This window comes from Pseudomonas sp. IT-P12 (assembly GCF_949767465.1).
In the GTDB taxonomy this organism is placed as follows: domain Bacteria; phylum Pseudomonadota; class Gammaproteobacteria; order Pseudomonadales; family Pseudomonadaceae; genus Aquipseudomonas.
Genome location: NZ_CATKPY010000021.1, coordinates 514,800 through 531,070, shown reverse-complemented (window position 1 = coordinate 531,070; position 16,271 = coordinate 514,800). Strand labels below are relative to the sequence as shown.

The window sequence follows — 16,271 nt, the reverse complement described above, 5'->3', positions numbered from 1 at the left end:
TCCTTCAAGCAGTTTTCGGAATGAGGCACTCAAGCAGCGCCTCTACAGTATTAAAGCGCTCTTCCGGGCGCTCCATCGGAACCATGAATTTAAACATCGTGGCGCCTTCGAATTTATAGCGTTTGGGCTGGCCCTGGATCAGCTTGATCAGGGTCAGCGGATCGACCGGCGTCTGCGCCGCGAACTCGATGCGGCCACCTTGCGGGCCTCCGTCGATTTTCTTGATGCCCAGCCCTTCGGCCTGCAACTTCAACGCGGTGATGCGCATCAGGTTCTTGGTCGGTTCCGGCAACAGGCCGAAACGGTCGATCATTTCCACTTGCAGGTCCTTGAGGCCATCTTCATCGGTGGCCGAAGCAATGCGCTTGTACAGGATCAGCCGCGCATGCACGTCAGGCAGGTAGTCCTCCGGAATCAACGCGGGCACGCGCAGATTGACTTCGGGACCACCGCCCAGCGGTTGATCGAGGTTGGGTTGTTCGCCCTTGCGAATCGACTTCACCGCGCGTTCGAGCATCTCCATGTACAGGGTGAAACCAACGGCCTGAATCTGTCCGCTTTGGCCGTCGCCCAGCAACTCGCCAGCACCGCGGATTTCCAGGTCGTTGGTGGCAAGCACGAAGCCCGCGCCGAGGTCCTGGGTGTTGGCAATCGCTTCCAGGCGTTTTTCCGCGTCCGGGGTGATTTGCTGGCGCGGCGGTGTCAGCAGGTAGGCATACGCCTGGTGGTGGCTGCGGCCGACCCGTCCGCGCAACTGGTGTAACTGCGCCAGGCCGAATTTGTCGGCGCGCTCGATGATGATGGTGTTGGCGCTCGGCACGTCGATGCCGGTCTCGATGATGGTCGAGGCGATCAGCACGTTGAAGCGCTTGTGGTAGAAGTCGCTCATCACCTGTTCGAGCTCGCGCTCGCGCATCTGCCCGTGGCCGATGCCGATCCGCGCTTCCGGCACCAGTTCGGCGAGGTCGGCGGCACACTTCTCGATGGTCTTCACGTCGTTGTGCAGGTAGTAGACCTGACCGCCACGCAGCAGCTCGCGCAGCAGGGCCTCCTTGACCGTGCTCTTGTTCTGCTCCATGACGAAGGTGCGCACCGACAGGCGCCGGGCCGGTGGGGTGGCAATGATCGACAGGTCACGCATGCCCGATACGGCCATGTTCAGCGTGCGCGGAATTGGCGTGGCGGTGAGGGTGAGGATGTCGACCTCGCTGCGCAGGGCCTTGAGCTGTTCTTTCTGGCGCACACCGAAGCGGTGCTCTTCGTCGATGATCACCAGGCCCAGGTTCTTGATCTTCACGTCGTCCTGCAGCAGCTTGTGGGTGCCGATGACAATGTCGATCCTGCCTTCGGCCAGGTCCGCGACCGCCGCGTTCACTTCCTTGGTCGACTTGAAGCGGCTCATCACCTCCACGGTCACCGGCCAGTCGGCGAAGCGGTCGCGGAAGCTGTTGTAGTGTTGCTGGGCGAGCAGGGTGGTCGGCACCAGGATCGCCACTTGCTTGCCACTGTGCACGGCGATAAAGGCCGCACGCATCGCCACTTCGGTCTTGCCGAAGCCCACGTCGCCGCAGACGAGGCGATCCATTGGCTTGGGTGCGAGCATGTCTTCACGCACGGCCTCGATGGTGACCTGCTGGTCGGGGGTCTCCTCGAAGGGGAAGCCGGCGCTGAACGTGGCGTAGTCGGCTTTCGGGTCGGCGAAGGCATACCCTTCGCGGGCCGCACGGCGCGCATAGATGTCGAGCAGTTCCGCCGCCACATCGCGCACCTGTTCGGCGGCCTTGCGCTTGGCTTTCTGCCAGGTCTCGGAGCCGAGGCGGTGCAACGGGGCCAGGGCATCGTCGCTGCCGGTGTAGCGCGCGATCAGGTGCAGGTTGGCCACCGGCACGTAAAGCTTGGCGCCCTCGGCGTATTCCAGGGCGAGGAATTCAGCAGCCTGGTTGTCGATCTCCAGGGTTGCCAGGCCCAGGTAGCGGCCGACCCCGTGATCGATATGCACCACCGGCGCGCCTTCGCGCAATTCGGTGAGGTTCTTGATCACCGCGTCGTTGTTGGCGTCGGCGCGTTTTTCGCGGCGCCGGCGCTGCATCACGCGCTGGCCGAACAGCGGGCTCTCGGCGACCAAGGCCAGGGCCGGATCCTCGAGCACCAGGCCTTCGTCGAGCGGCGCAATGGTAATGGCCAGGCGCTCCTTGCCCGCCACGAAGTCCGGCCAGCTGTCGACGGTTTTGGGTCGCAGCTTCAGGCGTTCCAGCAGTTCCAGCAGCACTTCTCGACGGCCCGCGGATTCGGCGGTAAACAGCACGCGACCGGGGAATTCATCGAGGAACCCGGCCAGTGCCGCCAGCGGTTGGGTGGCCTTGGCTTCGATCGCCAGGTTTGGCAGTTCCCGTGCCGGGAAGCGTTCGCGACCGGCGCCGCTTTCCACGTCCTGCTGGCTGGCCACTACCCGTGGCCAGTTCTTCAGGCGCGCGAAGCAGTCCTCCACCGGCAGGAACAACTCGGCCGGTGGCAATAAAGGACGGGATGGATCGACGCGACGTTCCTCATAGCGGTTGCGCACGTCGTTCCAGAAGTTTTCCGCGGCCTGCTCGATGCCCGGCAGGGAAAACACTTGCGTGTCCTGGGGCAGGTAATCGAACAGGGTCGAGGTTTCCTCGAAAAACAGCGGCAGGTAGTACTCGATGCCGGCCGGGGTAATCCCGCTGCTCAAGTCCTGGAAGATCGGGCAGCGCCGGAAGTCGACATCGAAGCGCTCGCGAAACCGCGCCTTGAAACGGGTCACGGCTTCTTTTTGCAGCGGGAACTCCTTCGCCGGCAGCAGCTTGACCGAATCGACCTTGTCGATGGAACGCTGGTTTTCCGGGTCGAAGGTGCGCAAGGTCTCGATTTCGTCATCGAACAGGTCAATCCGATAAGGCAATTTGCTGCCCATCGGAAACAGGTCGATCAACGAGCCGCGCACCGTGAACTCGCCATGTTCGTACACGGTATCGACATAGCGGTAGCCGGTGGCTTCGAGGCGGGTGCGCATCTGCTCGACATCGAGCTTCTGGCCAACGTCCAGTACCAGGCTGCTGCCCAGCAGGAAGGTGGTCGGCGCCAGACGATGCAGGGCGGTAGTGATCGGCACCACCAGCACGCCATGGCTCAGTTCAGGCAGCCGGTAAAGGGCGGCGATGCGCTGGGAAATGATGTCCTGGTGGGGTGAAAACAGATCGTAGGGCAGGGTTTCCCAGTCCGGGAAATGCAGCACGGGCAAATCCGGGGCGAAGAAACCCAGCTCCTGCTCCAGCCGTTCGGCACTTTGGCTGTCGGCGGTCAGCAGCAGGGTAAAGCGCCTGGCGGCGCTGGCAGCCTCGGCAATGGCCAGGCTGAGGGCGGCACCGGGCAGGTTGCCCCAATGCTGTTTACCTGCGGCGGCAGGGAGATGCGGTAGACGCAGAACGGGCACGGAAGGTTGAGCTCCAAGCGTTGCGACAAAGTCGGTAATTGTAGCGGGCCCGGATGCCGCCTGTCAGTTGCTGACTGTGTCTATTACGCAGGTTTGGCGAAATGTAGTGGTAAAGACAAAAAACGCCGGTTTTTTGATGAATAACACCGATTATGTAGTGGCAAAACAAGCGAGTGTTACGGAGGGTTACGGACAAGACAGCGATGTCTTCAAAAAATTGACCCCGCTGAAAGGCCCGGTTTTACTGGGCTTCGGCGGCACTGATATTTTTCTGTCGGAAATTTGTTACGGATCGCACGACAGGCGCGCATTGCTACGCGGGTCTCTCGGCGGCATAATGTAGCCCCTTTTTTCTGCCCCTACATGTGGAAGGTTCCCGTGACTCAGAAGCCCGACCAGTGTCTTGGTGAATGGATCGACCGTGAAGCACTCGCAGAAGCGATGATTCCGCTTATCGGTCAGCTCTACCGCAATAACAACGTGGTGAGCTCGATCTATGGCCGCAGCCTGATCAACCGTTCGGTGATCGCGATTCTCAAGGCTCACCGCTTTGCTCGTCACCGTCAGTCCGACGACACCGAACTGTCCGTCCACGAAACATTCCCGCTGATCAAGGCGATGAGCGAGCTCAAGCTCGGCGCCGCTTCGGTCGACCTGGGCAAGCTGGCGTCCAAGTTCAAGGCCGAAGGCAATGGCCGTACGGCCGAGCAGTTCGTCCGTGAAGAACTGGCCGACGTGGTTGGCCAGCAGAACGCCTCCGCACGCAAAGGCACCGACGTTGTCCTCTACGGCTTCGGCCGTATCGGCCGTCTGCTGGCGCGCATCCTGATCGAGAAAACCGGTGGTGGCGACGGCCTGCGCCTGCGCGCCATCGTGGTCCGCAAGGGTGCCGAGAATGACCTGGTCAAGCGTGCCAGCCTGCTGCGCCGCGACTCGGTTCATGGCCCGTTCGATGGCACCATCACCATTGATGAAGCCAACAACACCATCACCGCCAACGGCAACCTGATCCAGGTGATCTACGCCAAGAGCCCGACCGAAGTCGACTACACCCAGTACGGCATCGAAAACGCGCTGATCGTCGACAACACCGGTGTATGGCGTGACGCCGACGGCCTGGGTCAGCACCTGGCCTGCCCGGGCGCTGCCCGCGTGATCCTCACTGCACCTGGCAAGGGCGCGCTGAAGAACATCGTGCATGGCATCAACCATGGCGACATCACCCCGGACGACAAGATCATCTCGGCGGCTTCCTGCACCACCAACGCCATCGTGCCGGTGCTCAAGGCGGTGAACGACAAGTACGGCATCGTCAACGGCCACGTCGAAACCGTTCACTCGTTCACCAACGACCAGAACCTGATCGACAACTTCCACAAGGGCAGCCGTCGTGGCCGCGCCGCGCCGCTGAACATGGTCATCACCGAAACCGGTGCCGCCACCGCCGCCGCCAAGGCGCTGCCAGTGCTCAAGGGCAAGCTGACCGGTAACGCGATTCGTGTTCCTACGCCGAACGTGTCGATGGCCATCCTGAACCTGAACCTGGAAAAGGCCACCACTCGCGACGAAATCAACGAGTACCTGCGCCAGATGGCCATGCACTCGGACCTGCACAAGCAGATCGACTACGTCAGCTCCCAGGAAGTGGTTTCCACCGACTTCGTTGGCTCGCGCCACGCAGGCGTAGTGGATGCTGAGGCGACCATCACCCAGGATAACCGCGTTGTACTGTACGTCTGGTACGACAACGAATTCGGTTACAGCTGCCAGGTGGTGCGCGTGATGGAAGACATGGCCGGTGTAAACCCGCCTGCATTCCCACGCTAAGCGCCTAGCTGCACACCAGGAACGCCCCGACTTCGGTCGGGGCGTTTTTGTTGGTGGCGATTTTTCTCGTTCAAGCTGCCCAGTGATCCCGGAAGCAGGTTGTGCCGCGGACCCGCCCAATGGCGCAATCAAAACCCTCGGACTTATATCGTTTTAATATGTTCGATTAATTATTAAGCATTGTCTCGATTCCAATAAAAAGTTCAGGGTGTCTGAAAAAATAAAAACTTCCATTTAAAATAAACAGTTGCCGATGTATGTCGAATCAATGACTGAAGTGGATCCAATCAACGCTGCGTTATATATTTGGCGCCATTTAATTGCTTGATACATCCGCTTGACACGTCAAAGTCCTGAAACTAGTGTCGCCAATAACACCGCCCGCTCTGCCTTGGGCTCGCAACGCTGTTACAGCAACTCTCCAAAAAGACGGGAATCCCATTCCTGCTCACATCACAATAATTCAGATCACTGGTGTCGGCTTAGTTGCCGCCTCTGCGCGTTATTTTGCTTTGTTCACCCTGCCAAAAGTGTCTTTCGGTCACGGCCTGTTATTGCCTGGCTTTACGCGGTTGGTTTATCGGGAGAGTCGAACATGGCGCAAGAACGCTCAAGGCTGTTATCACTGTTGCCGCGCCTGGTGGGGTTGGGCGTCCTGGGGTTTATCGTCTGGCTGTTGTTGTCGACATTATTGATGCCTCTGGTGTCGGCTTCCGCCACACGGGCCATTTTGAATGCCCCGGTGATTTTGCTGACAACGCCCATTGACGGGGTGGTCAGTACACTGGAGGTCAAACCTGGCGCGACCTTCGTTCAAGGGCAGAAGATCGCCGTGGTGCAGAACCCGCGAGCGAACCAGGAAACCCTGCTGACGCTGCAAACCCGTCGACTGACCCTGGAGCAACAATTGTCGTCGTCGGCCAGCCAGGCCGAACATGATCAGCAGTATTACGAGGCACTGGAGAAAACCAGTCAGCAATACCAGACCGCGTTTCATACTCGGCAACTGTTCATCCAGCGGGCACTCAAAGCGGAAAACAGCGCCGCCAGCGCACGGTTGATGGATGCCCGGGAAACCGTCGAACGCAATCTCGAGTTGTTCGTGCAGGGGGCGGTGAGTGGCGCGGTGGTCGCTTCGTCCAAAGCCCAGTTGGCATCGCTGCAAGGCGCGGCGGAGTCGGTGCGTTCGCAATTGCGGATCAATGACGGTGATGTCAGTGCGGCCAACCAGCAGGTGTACCTGGATCCCGATCAAATGCGCATGTTCGACCTGAGTGCGCAGATGACCACGTTGAAGCTGAGCCTGGACAATCAGGCGCGCAATCGTGCGACCTATCAACAGGAGCTCGACCACCTCAACCAACTGATCGAAACCGAACAGAACCGGGTCAACATGATGTCCGGGTATGACGTCGTCGCCTATTCCCCCGGCACCGTGCAGGAGTTGTTGGCACCGCAGGGTACGCTGGTGCAGGCGGGGTCGACCTTGCTGCGCGCCACCGATTGCGCGCAGAGCTATGTGATCGCGGTGTTCCCGGAGCGGATGGCCAGCAAGATCGACCGCGACAGTGTGCTGACCGTGAAAATCCGCGGCCTCGCCGAACCGCTCAAGGCCAGTGTGGTGCAGTTGCTGTCCAGCACTTCGGACATTCGCGCCAACACCTACAGCGTGCCGTTTCCGTATGCCGAGCAGAACTCGGTGTACGTGGTCGGGACGTTCGCCACGGACCTGACGCAGAGCCAGCGCGCCATGACCTGCAATCCGGGCTTGTGGGCCAGCGCCGAGGTGTCGCGACCATGAAGGGTATCTTGCGAGTGGCCGCTGGCGTGATGCTGATCGGTGGCGCCTTTCCTGCATTGGCTGCGCAAGCCAGGCCGCAACTGATGGCGATGACGTGCGCGGCACTGGATCAGGCGGTGACATCGCAACCGGCGGGGCCGGTGCTGTTGCCCAGTTATCCGGCATTGAACGGTCAACCTGCACCGATCCTGGCGTTGCGCGGCGTGGCGTTCACGTACGACAACGCGTTGGCCAGCATTGCATTGTTTGCCTGTGGCAAAGCCGAATCGGCGCGGCGGATCGCCGACGCATTGGTGTTCGCCACGCAGCACGATCCCGAGTATCAGGACGGTCGCTTGCGCAACGCCTACGCGGCAGGGCCGGTGGGGCTGCCGTCGATGAAACTGCCGGGCTACTGGAGCGTCGAGCGGAACGCCTGGAACCAGGACGCGTACCAGGTCAGCAGCGCCACCGGCAATCAGGCGTGGGCGGCATTGGCCTTGCTGGAGGCTTTTCGCCAGAGCGGCGAGGCGTCTTACCTTGAGGCAACCAGAAAAGTCCTGCACTGGTCGCAGAAGCACACCTACGACGACCAATCGCCCGCCGGCTTCAGCGGCGGCTATTACGGGTATTTCTCCCAGCAGGTGCAGCAGAGCTGGAAGTCCACGGAGCATAACGTCGATCTGGCCGCGGCGTGGTCGGCGCTCGATGCGGTGGCGCCTGATGCGGGGTCAGCACAACAGGCGCGAATCGCCCGGCAATTCGTGTCCAGCCAGTGGGATGCCGGGGAAGGGCGGTTCCTGATCGGCACCGGGGCGGATGGCCAGACCTCCGATCGCGTGCGTTCAGGGCTGGACGCCCAGATCTGGCCGCTGATTGCCCTGCAGGATCCCCCCAAGGACTGGCGCCGAGTCTTCTCGTTTATCGATCGCGCGCACCGCGCCGGTGACGGTTACGGCTTCAACCGCGACCCTGACGGTCTATGGACCGAAGGCACCGCGCAGGCGGCTGCGGTGGCGCAATTGAACGGCCTGAGTGACAAGGCGCGACCGCTGTGGGGCGTGTTGCTCGACCAGCAAGCGAGCGAAGGCTGGCTGTTCGCGACACCGGCACCGCGCATCAGCACAGGCCTGGCCATTGGCCCGGACTCCATCACCAACGATTTTTTCTATTACCACTTGCCTCACTTGGGCGCCACGGCGTGGGCGGCAATTGCGGCCACGGGCGTCAATCCCTTTACCGGTTCGATGGAGGCTGACTGACATGCAGGCACTGGACTCGATGCAACTGCTGCAAATCAACTTCTGGACGCTGGCGGTGGTGGTGCTGTTCACCTGCCTGACGCACCGGGATCAATGGGCTGCGCGTGCCGGTTTTGGCGCCGTTACCGCGTTGTTGCTGGTCAACTATGCGGCGTGGCGCATTCGCGAGACGTTGCCTGACGATCACTCCGGGTTTGCCACGGTCTGGGCCTATGCCTTCCTGTTTTTCGAAATGTTGGCGATCGGCTACACGCTGTTTTCCATTGTCGTCATGCTCTGCCGTTCCGATCACAGCAAGCAGGCCGATGCGGGCGAGCGACGCCTGCGTGCCCAGGGGGCTGACGTACCGGCGGTAGACGTGTTTATCGCTACTTACAACGAAGGCCTGGAGATCCTCGAAAAGACCATCATCGCGGCCCAGGCCATCGACTATCCCAACTTCACCATCTGGGTGCTCGACGATACGCGTCGCGACTGGCTGCGCGATTACTGTGCCGAGGTCGGTGTGCAATATGCGCGGCGCCCGGACAATGCCCACGCCAAGGCGGGTAACCTGAACAACGGATTGCGTCAGTCGGCGGCGGGCAGCAATGCGCCGTACATCCTCGTGCTCGACGCCGACTTTGCGCCGCAGCAGCCGATCCTGATGCGCACACTGGGCCTGTTCGACGATCCCAAAGTCGGCCTGGTGCAGACGCCGCAGTTTTACTACAACCCCGATCCGATCCAGCACAACCTGGGGACATCGGCTTGCTGGGTGGATGAGCAACGGGTGTTCTTCGACGTGTTTCAACCGGCAAAGGACGGCTGGGATGCGGCATTTTGCGTCGGTACATCCTTCGTGGTGCGGCGGGATTTGATCAACGAAATCGGCGGTTTTCCTACAGGCTCTGTCTGCGAAGACATCTACACCACCTATCGGCTGCTGCAAAAAGGCTACGTCACACGCTGGCTGAACGAGCGCTTGTCGATTGGCCTATCGGCCGAGGGCCTGACCGAATACATCAACCAGCGCGGGCGTTGGTGCCTGGGCACCCTTCAGGTGGCGCTGCTCAAGGACGGCCCCTTGCGCGGCGGCGGTTACACGTTCAATGACCGCCTGCACTACATCCACGGGCTGATGCACTGGTTTTCCAAACCGTTCATTTTGATGATGCTGGTGTCGCCGGTGTTGTATTGGTATTTCGGCATTGCCGGTTTTTACGCCAATCCGGTGGACTTCCTCGCGTTCGGCATGCCGGCGCTGATCGCATTCTGGGGTTATGGGACGTGGGTCACGGACCGGCGCACCTTGCCGATTTTCACTGAAGTCACACAGATCGTTGCGTCGCTGGCCGTCACCGCAACCCTTGCCAGCGCGTTGATCCGGCCTTTCGGACGTCCCTTCAAAGTCACTGCCAAGGGGTTGGACCGGACGAAAACCATGGTTCACTGGAAGTTGTTCGGGTTCTTTTTCGCGCTGACACTGTTCTCCCAGATCGGCGCCTACATCGCCATCAGTACGGCTGCAGCGTTCGACGGCAACATGGTGTTCAACCTGTTCTGGACGGTGGTGGCGCTGATCTACAACCTCGCGACGCTGGTGGCCTGTGTCGATCGCCCGCGGTTGCATGGCGAAGAGCGCTTTCCGTTCGACAAAGCCACCGGCTTGCGTTTTGGCGGCAAGGTCCTTCCCGGTCGTCTGGTGGACATTTCCCTCAGCGGGGCATCGTTCAGTTGCGCCTTCGCCTCGTCGATCAAGCCGGGTCTGTGTGGCGAGATGTGGATCGACAAGCTGGGCTGGCTCGAGGTCGAAGTCATGCGCAACCACGGTTCGGACCGGTTGGGCCTGAGGTTTGCCGAGCTCGATGAAGCCTTGCGGCGGCGCCTGATCGCGCGGCTGTTCAGTGACGCGACGATCAACGTGGTCAGCAAGGCCGAGCCGGCGCTGGCGTTCGGCACCTTGCTGCGACGTTCGTTGCTGGGTGAGAAACGCACGGCCCCGCGTTTGCCTGCACGCATCAAGGCATTGTCCTACGTGCCCCAGCGCCGATGGCGACCCGTCAGTGTGCGAGCGCATAAACAGGCTCTGCCGCACCTGGGTGTCGAGCGCTCAGGTCTGTGGTCCGTACTGCTTTCTCCCTTGCGAGCTTTGCTCGGCCAACGCTTTTAGGTGCGCGCCATGAATCGTTGCTTATCGACTTCCTTTTTCATGTCTTTGCTGCTGCTCGGCGGCTGTTCGCTGGAGCCGACCTACGAGAAACCCGAGGCGCCGATCGACCAGCAATGGCCCGCGGATACAGCGGGGCAGTGTTGTGCCGGCAAGCAGGCGTTCGACAAGGACTGGCGCGGCTTTGTGGTCGATGAGCGCCTGCGCCGGTTGATCGATATGGCACTGGTCAACAACCGCAGTCTGCGGCAGTTCGCCGCCAGCGTCGAAGAGGCCCGGGCCGGGTACGACAGCGCGCGCTCCGGCCTTTTTCCTACGATTGGCATCGACACCTACGCCGGTCGCAGCAAATTGCCAGCGCTGGTACGGACGCCGAACGGCGGCGACAGTGCGGGCAGTATCGCCAATACGTTTCAGGCAACCGGCGGGTTCACGTCCTACGAACTGGATCTGTTTGGCCGTATCCGTAGTCAGCGCAATGCCGCCGGGGCGCGCTTCGAGGCGTCCGAGGCGGACTATCAGACGGCGCGGCTGGCGCTGATCGGTGAAGTGGCCAGCACCTGGCTGAGTCTCAAGGCCAATCAGCATTTGCTTGACCTGGCGCAGAACACCTTCGAGTCCCAGTACCGTTACGGGCAACTGCTGCGCAAGAGTTTCAACCTCGGCTCCAGCGCGCGAATCGACGTTCACCAGGCCGATGCGCAAACCAATACGGCGGCGGTGCAGGTCAACACCTATCGCATGCAGGTGGCGCAGAACCGCAATGCCTTGCGTGTGCTGGTGGGGCAGCCGGTGCCGGCCGATCTGCTGCCGACCGGTGCGCTCGGTGCCCAATTGGCCACGCTCGATGTGCCGGCCGGATTGCCATCGTCGCTGGTGGAGCGTCGTCCGGACATCATGTCCGCTGAGGCGCAGTTGCGGGCAGCCAACGCCGATATCGGCGCTGCGCGTACCGCTTACTTTCCGACGTTTTCCCTGACCTCGGCGCTGGGTAGCCTGACCGGTGATTTCTCCCGTTTGCTCAGTGGCCCGGCGGAGTTCTGGTCGGTGGCGTTGGCGGGGACGTTGCCCTTGATCGACGGCGGTGCGCGGCGGGCGCAGGTGGATGCCAGCCATGCGCGGTTCGACGGGCAGGCGGCGGCGTATGAAGCGACCGTGCAGAACGCTTTTCGCGAGGCGGCGGATGCCTTGAATGCCCGGCAGGAGATGCTGACCCAGGTGGAGTATCAGAAGAAACTGGTGGGGGATTATCAGGAAGCCTATCGCCAGTCGCGCTTGCGGTTCGAAGCGGGCCTGGACAGCTATTTTTCCACCATGGATGCGCAACGTTCGCTGTTTGATGCGCAGCAGAAATGGGCGCAACTGGAGTTGGCGCGGGAGATCAATCAGGTGACGTTGTACAAGGCGTTGGGTGGCGGGTGGAGTGGTTCATTGAAAGTGGCCGAACGCTGAGTTTCGCTGTGTGTGAGGCCTCTTCGCGGGCACGCCCACTCCCACTCTTGGCTGTGGGAAGGGGCTTGCTCGCGATTGCCGCGTGTCAGGGGGCTCGGACGTTGATTCGGACGGCGCCATCGCGAGCAGGCTCGCTCCCAGAGGTTGCGTGATCGATCAGGCGCCGCCGACGACTGCCGCCTGCGCTGTGCGCAGTTGATGGCGGTTGCCCCGGAACAGCACCAGCGTCGCAATCAATCCCAGCACTGCCGCGCCACTGAGCCAGATCCCCGGCGCGGCCTTGTTGTCTAGCACATGGATCAGGTAAGTGCAGGCCGCCGGCGTGAAGCCGCCGAACGTCGCGGTCGCCAGGCTGTAGGCCAAAGAGAAACCGGTTGTCCGCACTTCCACTGGCATGATTTCCGTCAGCGCCACGACCATGGCGCCGTTGTACGAGCCATACAGGAAGGACAGCCACAATTCGACAATCAGCAAATGGCTGAAGCTCGGGTTCGCCACCAGCCACGACAGGGCCGGATAGGCGGTGAGGATCGCCAGAAGGGTCGCCGCCAGCAGCAGGGGTTTACGTCCGACCTTGTCGGACACGGCACCCATCACCGGCAGCCAGAAGAAGTTCGACAGGCCGATGCACACGGTCACCAGCAAGGCGTCCATGTCCGACAGGTGCAGTTCCGCCTTGCCAAAGGTCGGCGTGTAGGCGGTGATCAGGTAGAACGACACCGTGGTCATCACGACCAGGGCCATGCCGGCGATGACAATGCCGAAGTTCTGACCGATCGAACGGATGATTTCCCGCAGGGTAGGGCGATGTTTCCGCGCCTGGAATTCCGGCGTTTCCTCCAGGGAACGGCGAATCACGAAGATCACCGGCACGATCATGCAGCCGATCAGGAACGGCACGCGCCAGCCCCATTCACCCATCTCTTGCGGGCTGAGCCAATGGTTCAGCGCGACCCCGAGCAGCCCGGCGAAGACCACGGCGGCCTGCTGGCTGGCGGACTGCCAACTGACAAAGAAGCCTTTGCGGCCGGGGGTGGAAATCTCGGCGAGGTACACCGACACACCCCCCAGTTCCACGCCGGCGGAAAAGCCCTGCAGCAATCGGCCAAACAGCACGATCAGCGGCGCGGCGACGCCCAGCGTGGCGTATCCCGGCACACAGGCAATCAGCACGGTGCCGGCCGCCATCATCGCCAGGGTAATGATCAACCCTTGCCGGCGACCATGACGGTCGATGTAGGCACCGAGGAAAATCGCGCCCAAGGGACGCATCAGGAAACCGGCGCCAAAGGTCGCCAGCGATAACATCAGGGAGGCGAAAGCGCTGTCGGCAGGGAAGAAGGTCTTGGCAATGGCCGTGGCGTAGAAGCCATAGACCATAAAGTCGAACATCTCGAGAAAATTGCCGCTGACAACGCGAAAAATCGCTTTGCCTTTGCCCGTATTCGAGGACATGGGTACACACTCACTTTTGGCTGTCTGGTCGGAAGTCCATGGATTAGACGCATCCTCGCCATCACCCCAGAGGCAAATTCCCTCGGCGAGCAGAGTTGTAACAATATGTGTATGTAGATCGTTAGGCAACAACTAGTTAGCTTGCTGCTTAAGCGTTTCAGTTGTTTGTCGGATCAAGGCGCGGTGATCGGTCTTGTCGCATAATGCCCGGCCTGGGTGTGTGTCAGGCATCGACGTGGGGAGCGCAGGAATTGTTGAAAGGGTGCAAGGGCATTGTCTTTTTACTGCTTGGCGCGCTGTCAGGCTGCGGTAACGGTGATTCCATGGAGGTTTTCGGTGGCCCGACCATGGGCAGTACGTATTCGATCAAGTACCTGCGCCATGCCAATCTTCCCAAGCCGGCGGAGGTCCAGGCCGAGGTCGAAAAAATTCTTGCGCAGGTGGATCGGCAGATGTCGACCTACCGCAGCGATTCAGACATCGAGCGTTTCAACGATCTGCCTGCCCATCGCTGTCAGAGCATGCCCGCGCCGGTCCTGGAATTGGTGCGTGTCGGTCGGCAACTGTCGGAACAGAGCGAAGGCTCCTTCGATCTGACGGTCGAGCCATTGCTCAATCTCTGGGGCTTTGGTCCCCAGGCGCGAGGGGACAATGTTCCGTCCGCCCAGGCGCTGGCGGACGTACGACAGCGAGTGGGTTATCAGCACTTGCGCATCGAAGGCGACCAGCTGTGCAAGGATGCGGCCGTCGAAGTCGACTTCAACAGCATCGCGGCGGGGTACGCGGTGGACCGTATCGCTGCCAGGCTCGAAGCCATGGGCATCCGCAACTACCTCGCCGAAGCCACGGGCGAGCTCAAGGCCTCGGGCAGGAAACTCGATGGCTCACCCTGGCATGTCGCTCTGGAGGAGCCTCGGGACGATCAGCAGGTGGCGCAGCGGATCATTGCCGTCGATGGTTTTGGCGTCTCGACGTCCGGTGACTACCGTAACTATTTCGAGCAGGACGGTCGGCGTTATTCCCACACCTTCGATGCCCGCACCGGCACACCGGTCTCACATACCCTCGCGGCAGTCACGGTGATTAATCCTTCTGCCTTATTGGCCGATGGCCTGTCGACGCTGTTGCTGATTCTCGGCCCGGAACGTGGCTGGGATTACGCGGAAAAACACGATATCGGCGCATTTTTTGTGATTCGTGCCGATACAGGTTTCGTCACACGCACCAGTCACGCTTTTGATCGCCTCAGTGGCGGGAAAACCGAGTGATGAGGGTGATTGGCGTATTGAAGACTGGCGTTGTAGTGCAGGCAAAACTAGCCTACGACGCGACCAAGGGTTAATGTGCGCGGCGATGACGCTTCTATAGACTGTGTCCGGGTTCTGCACTGGCCCCAAATTGTTCCTTCACGCCGCCGACCGGCGTGATTTAGCCGCAGGTGCCGAGGGCGCCGCGGCCTGTTCTGAGGAGTACGCATGGCTGTCTACAACTACGACGTGGTGGTACTGGGTTCCGGCCCGGCGGGAGAAGGCGCGGCAATGAACGCCGCCAAGGCAGGGCGCAAGGTGGCCATGGTCGACAGCCGTCGCCAGGTCGGCGGCAACTGCACCCACTTGGGCACCATCCCGTCCAAGGCACTGCGTCACTCGGTCCGGCAGATCATGCAGTTCAACACCAACCCGATGTTCCGGGCGATTGGCGAGCCGCGCTGGTTCTCTTTCCCGGACGTGCTGAAAAGCGCCGAGAAAGTCATTTCCAAACAGGTCGCTTCCCGCACCGGCTACTACGCCCGCAACCGCGTCGACGTGTTCTTCGGCACCGGCAGCTTCGCCGACGAGCAGACCATCGAAGTGGTCTGCGCCAACGGCGTGGTGGAAAAACTGGTGGCCAAGCACATCATCATCGCCACCGGATCGCGTCCTTATCGCCCGGCGGACATCGATTTCCATCACCCGCGTATCTACGATAGCGACACCATCCTCAGCCTCGGCCACACCCCGCGCAAACTCATCGTTTACGGTGCCGGCGTGATCGGTTGCGAATACGCGTCGATCTTCAGCGGCCTGGGCGTGCTGGTGGAGTTGGTGGACAACCGTGGACAGTTGCTGAGCTTCCTCGACTCGGAAATTTCCCAGGCGCTGAGCTATCACTTCAGCAACAACAACATCACGGTTCGTCACAATGAAGACTACGACCGTGTCGAAGGCGTGGACAACGGCGTGATCCTGCACCTGAAGTCCGGCAAGAAGATCAAGGCCGATGCCTTGCTCTGGTGCAACGGCCGTACCGGTAACACCGATCAGCTGGGGCTGGAGAACATCGGCGTCAAGGTCAACAGCCGTGGCCAGATCGAAGTCGACGAGGCCTACCGCACCTGTGTGCCGAACATCTACGGTGCCGGTGACGTGATCGGCTGGCCGAGCCTGGCCAGTGCCGCCCACGACCAGGGCCGTTCGGCTGCTGGCAGCATCGTCGAGAACGGCAGCTGGCGTTTCGTCAACGACGTGCCGACCGGCATCTACACCATTCCGGAGATCAGCTCGATCGGCAAGAACGAGCAGGAACTGACCCAGGCCAAGGTGCCGTACGAAGTGGGCAAGGCGTTCTTCAAGGGCATGGCGCGTGCGCAGATCGCCGGCGAGCCGCAAGGCATGCTGAAGATCCTGTTCCATCGCGAAACCCTGGAAGTGCTGGGCGTGCACTGCTTCGGATATCAGGCGTCGGAGATCGTGCACATCGGCCAGGCGATCATGAACCAGCCGGGCGAACTGAACACGCTGAAGTACTTCGTCAACACGACGTTCAACTACCCGACCATGGCCGAAGCCTATCGGGTCGCCGCTTACGACGGCCTCAACCGGCTTTTTTGAGCGGCTCCGGCCGGTGGCCTGA

10 protein-coding genes are annotated in these 16,271 nt (G+C 61.2%); 8 read left to right on the top strand and 2 right to left on the bottom strand.

Annotated elements, in window-relative coordinates; translation table 11 throughout:
- Positions 1-4: 4 nt before the first annotated feature.
- Positions 5-3,454 carry a transcription-repair coupling factor gene (mfd, locus tag ACM6IM_RS11465; RefSeq protein WP_414865179.1) on the bottom strand — a complete coding sequence of 1,150 codons (3,450 nt, stop codon included), beginning with the start codon at positions 3,452-3,454 and terminating at the stop codon, positions 5-7.
- Between the two features lie 136 nt (positions 3,455-3,590).
- Between mfd and ACM6IM_RS11460 the strand changes: the two genes are divergently transcribed.
- From ACM6IM_RS11460 to ACM6IM_RS11435, 6 genes are all read left to right on the top strand, one after another.
- On the top strand, positions 3,591-3,797 hold the full coding sequence (locus tag ACM6IM_RS11460) for a hypothetical protein (protein ID WP_414865178.1): 207 nt from the start codon (positions 3,591-3,593) through the stop codon (positions 3,795-3,797).
- 20 nt (positions 3,798-3,817) lie between these two features.
- Positions 3,818-5,281: a glyceraldehyde-3-phosphate dehydrogenase gene (locus tag ACM6IM_RS11455; RefSeq protein WP_192301822.1), complete on the top strand. Its 1,464-nt coding sequence runs from the start codon at positions 3,818-3,820 to the stop codon at positions 5,279-5,281.
- Between the two features lie 595 nt (positions 5,282-5,876).
- Positions 5,877-7,082, top strand: coding sequence for an HlyD family efflux transporter periplasmic adaptor subunit (locus ACM6IM_RS11450; protein WP_192301821.1), 1,206 nt, complete (start codon positions 5,877-5,879; stop codon positions 7,080-7,082).
- On the top strand, positions 7,079-8,323 hold the full coding sequence (locus tag ACM6IM_RS11445) for a hypothetical protein (RefSeq protein ID WP_414865177.1): 1,245 nt from the start codon (positions 7,079-7,081) through the stop codon (positions 8,321-8,323). The genes ACM6IM_RS11450 and ACM6IM_RS11445 overlap by 4 nt, the downstream gene beginning before the upstream one ends.
- A gap of 1 nt (position 8,324) precedes the next feature.
- Complete coding sequence (locus ACM6IM_RS11440; protein WP_414865176.1) at positions 8,325-10,475, top strand: glycosyltransferase family 2 protein; 2,151 nt, start codon at positions 8,325-8,327, stop codon at positions 10,473-10,475.
- A gap of 9 nt (positions 10,476-10,484) precedes the next feature.
- The gene (locus tag ACM6IM_RS11435) at positions 10,485-11,924 is read left to right on the top strand and encodes an efflux transporter outer membrane subunit (RefSeq protein WP_414865175.1); all 1,440 of its coding nucleotides are present in this window, start codon (positions 10,485-10,487) and stop codon (positions 11,922-11,924) included.
- Positions 11,925-12,080: 156 nt separating this feature from the next.
- Here the strand turns inward: ACM6IM_RS11435 and ACM6IM_RS11430 are convergent, their stop codons facing one another.
- Entirely contained in the window at positions 12,081-13,379 is a 1,299-nt protein-coding gene (locus tag ACM6IM_RS11430; protein ID WP_192301817.1) for an MFS transporter, read from the bottom strand.
- 323 nt (positions 13,380-13,702) lie between these two features.
- Between ACM6IM_RS11430 and ACM6IM_RS11425 the strand changes: the two genes are divergently transcribed.
- Together ACM6IM_RS11425 and sthA are read left to right on the top strand one after the other, a co-directional pair.
- A complete protein-coding gene (locus ACM6IM_RS11425; RefSeq protein WP_414865174.1) occupies positions 13,703-14,647 on the top strand; it encodes an FAD:protein FMN transferase in 945 nt (314 codons plus the stop codon).
- Between the two features lie 207 nt (positions 14,648-14,854).
- Complete coding sequence (gene sthA / locus ACM6IM_RS11420) at positions 14,855-16,249, top strand: Si-specific NAD(P)(+) transhydrogenase (protein ID WP_085723066.1); 1,395 nt, start codon at positions 14,855-14,857, stop codon at positions 16,247-16,249.
- The last annotated feature ends 22 nt before the right edge of the window (positions 16,250-16,271 follow it).

Excerpts from the sequence above, each read along its gene's own strand:
- ACM6IM_RS11440 (WP_414865176.1), top strand. The coding sequence starts at position 8,325 with ATGCAGGCACTGGACTCGATGCAACTGCTGCAAATCAACTTCTGGACG.
- ACM6IM_RS11435 (WP_414865175.1), top strand. The coding sequence starts at position 10,485 with ATGAATCGTTGCTTATCGACTTCCTTTTTCATGTCTTTGCTGCTGCTC.
- ACM6IM_RS11425 (WP_414865174.1), top strand. The coding sequence starts at position 13,703 with ATGGAGGTTTTCGGTGGCCCGACCATGGGCAGTACGTATTCGATCAAG.
- sthA (WP_085723066.1), top strand. The coding sequence starts at position 14,855 with ATGGCTGTCTACAACTACGACGTGGTGGTACTGGGTTCCGGCCCGGCG.
- ACM6IM_RS11445 (WP_414865177.1), top strand. The coding sequence starts at position 7,079 with ATGAAGGGTATCTTGCGAGTGGCCGCTGGCGTGATGCTGATCGGTGGC.
- ACM6IM_RS11460 (WP_414865178.1), top strand. The coding sequence starts at position 3,591 with ATGAATAACACCGATTATGTAGTGGCAAAACAAGCGAGTGTTACGGAG.
- ACM6IM_RS11455 (WP_192301822.1), top strand. The coding sequence starts at position 3,818 with ATGTGGAAGGTTCCCGTGACTCAGAAGCCCGACCAGTGTCTTGGTGAA.
- ACM6IM_RS11450 (WP_192301821.1), top strand. The coding sequence starts at position 5,877 with ATGGCGCAAGAACGCTCAAGGCTGTTATCACTGTTGCCGCGCCTGGTG.
- ACM6IM_RS11430 (WP_192301817.1), bottom strand. The coding sequence starts at position 13,379 with ATGTCCTCGAATACGGGCAAAGGCAAAGCGATTTTTCGCGTTGTCAGC.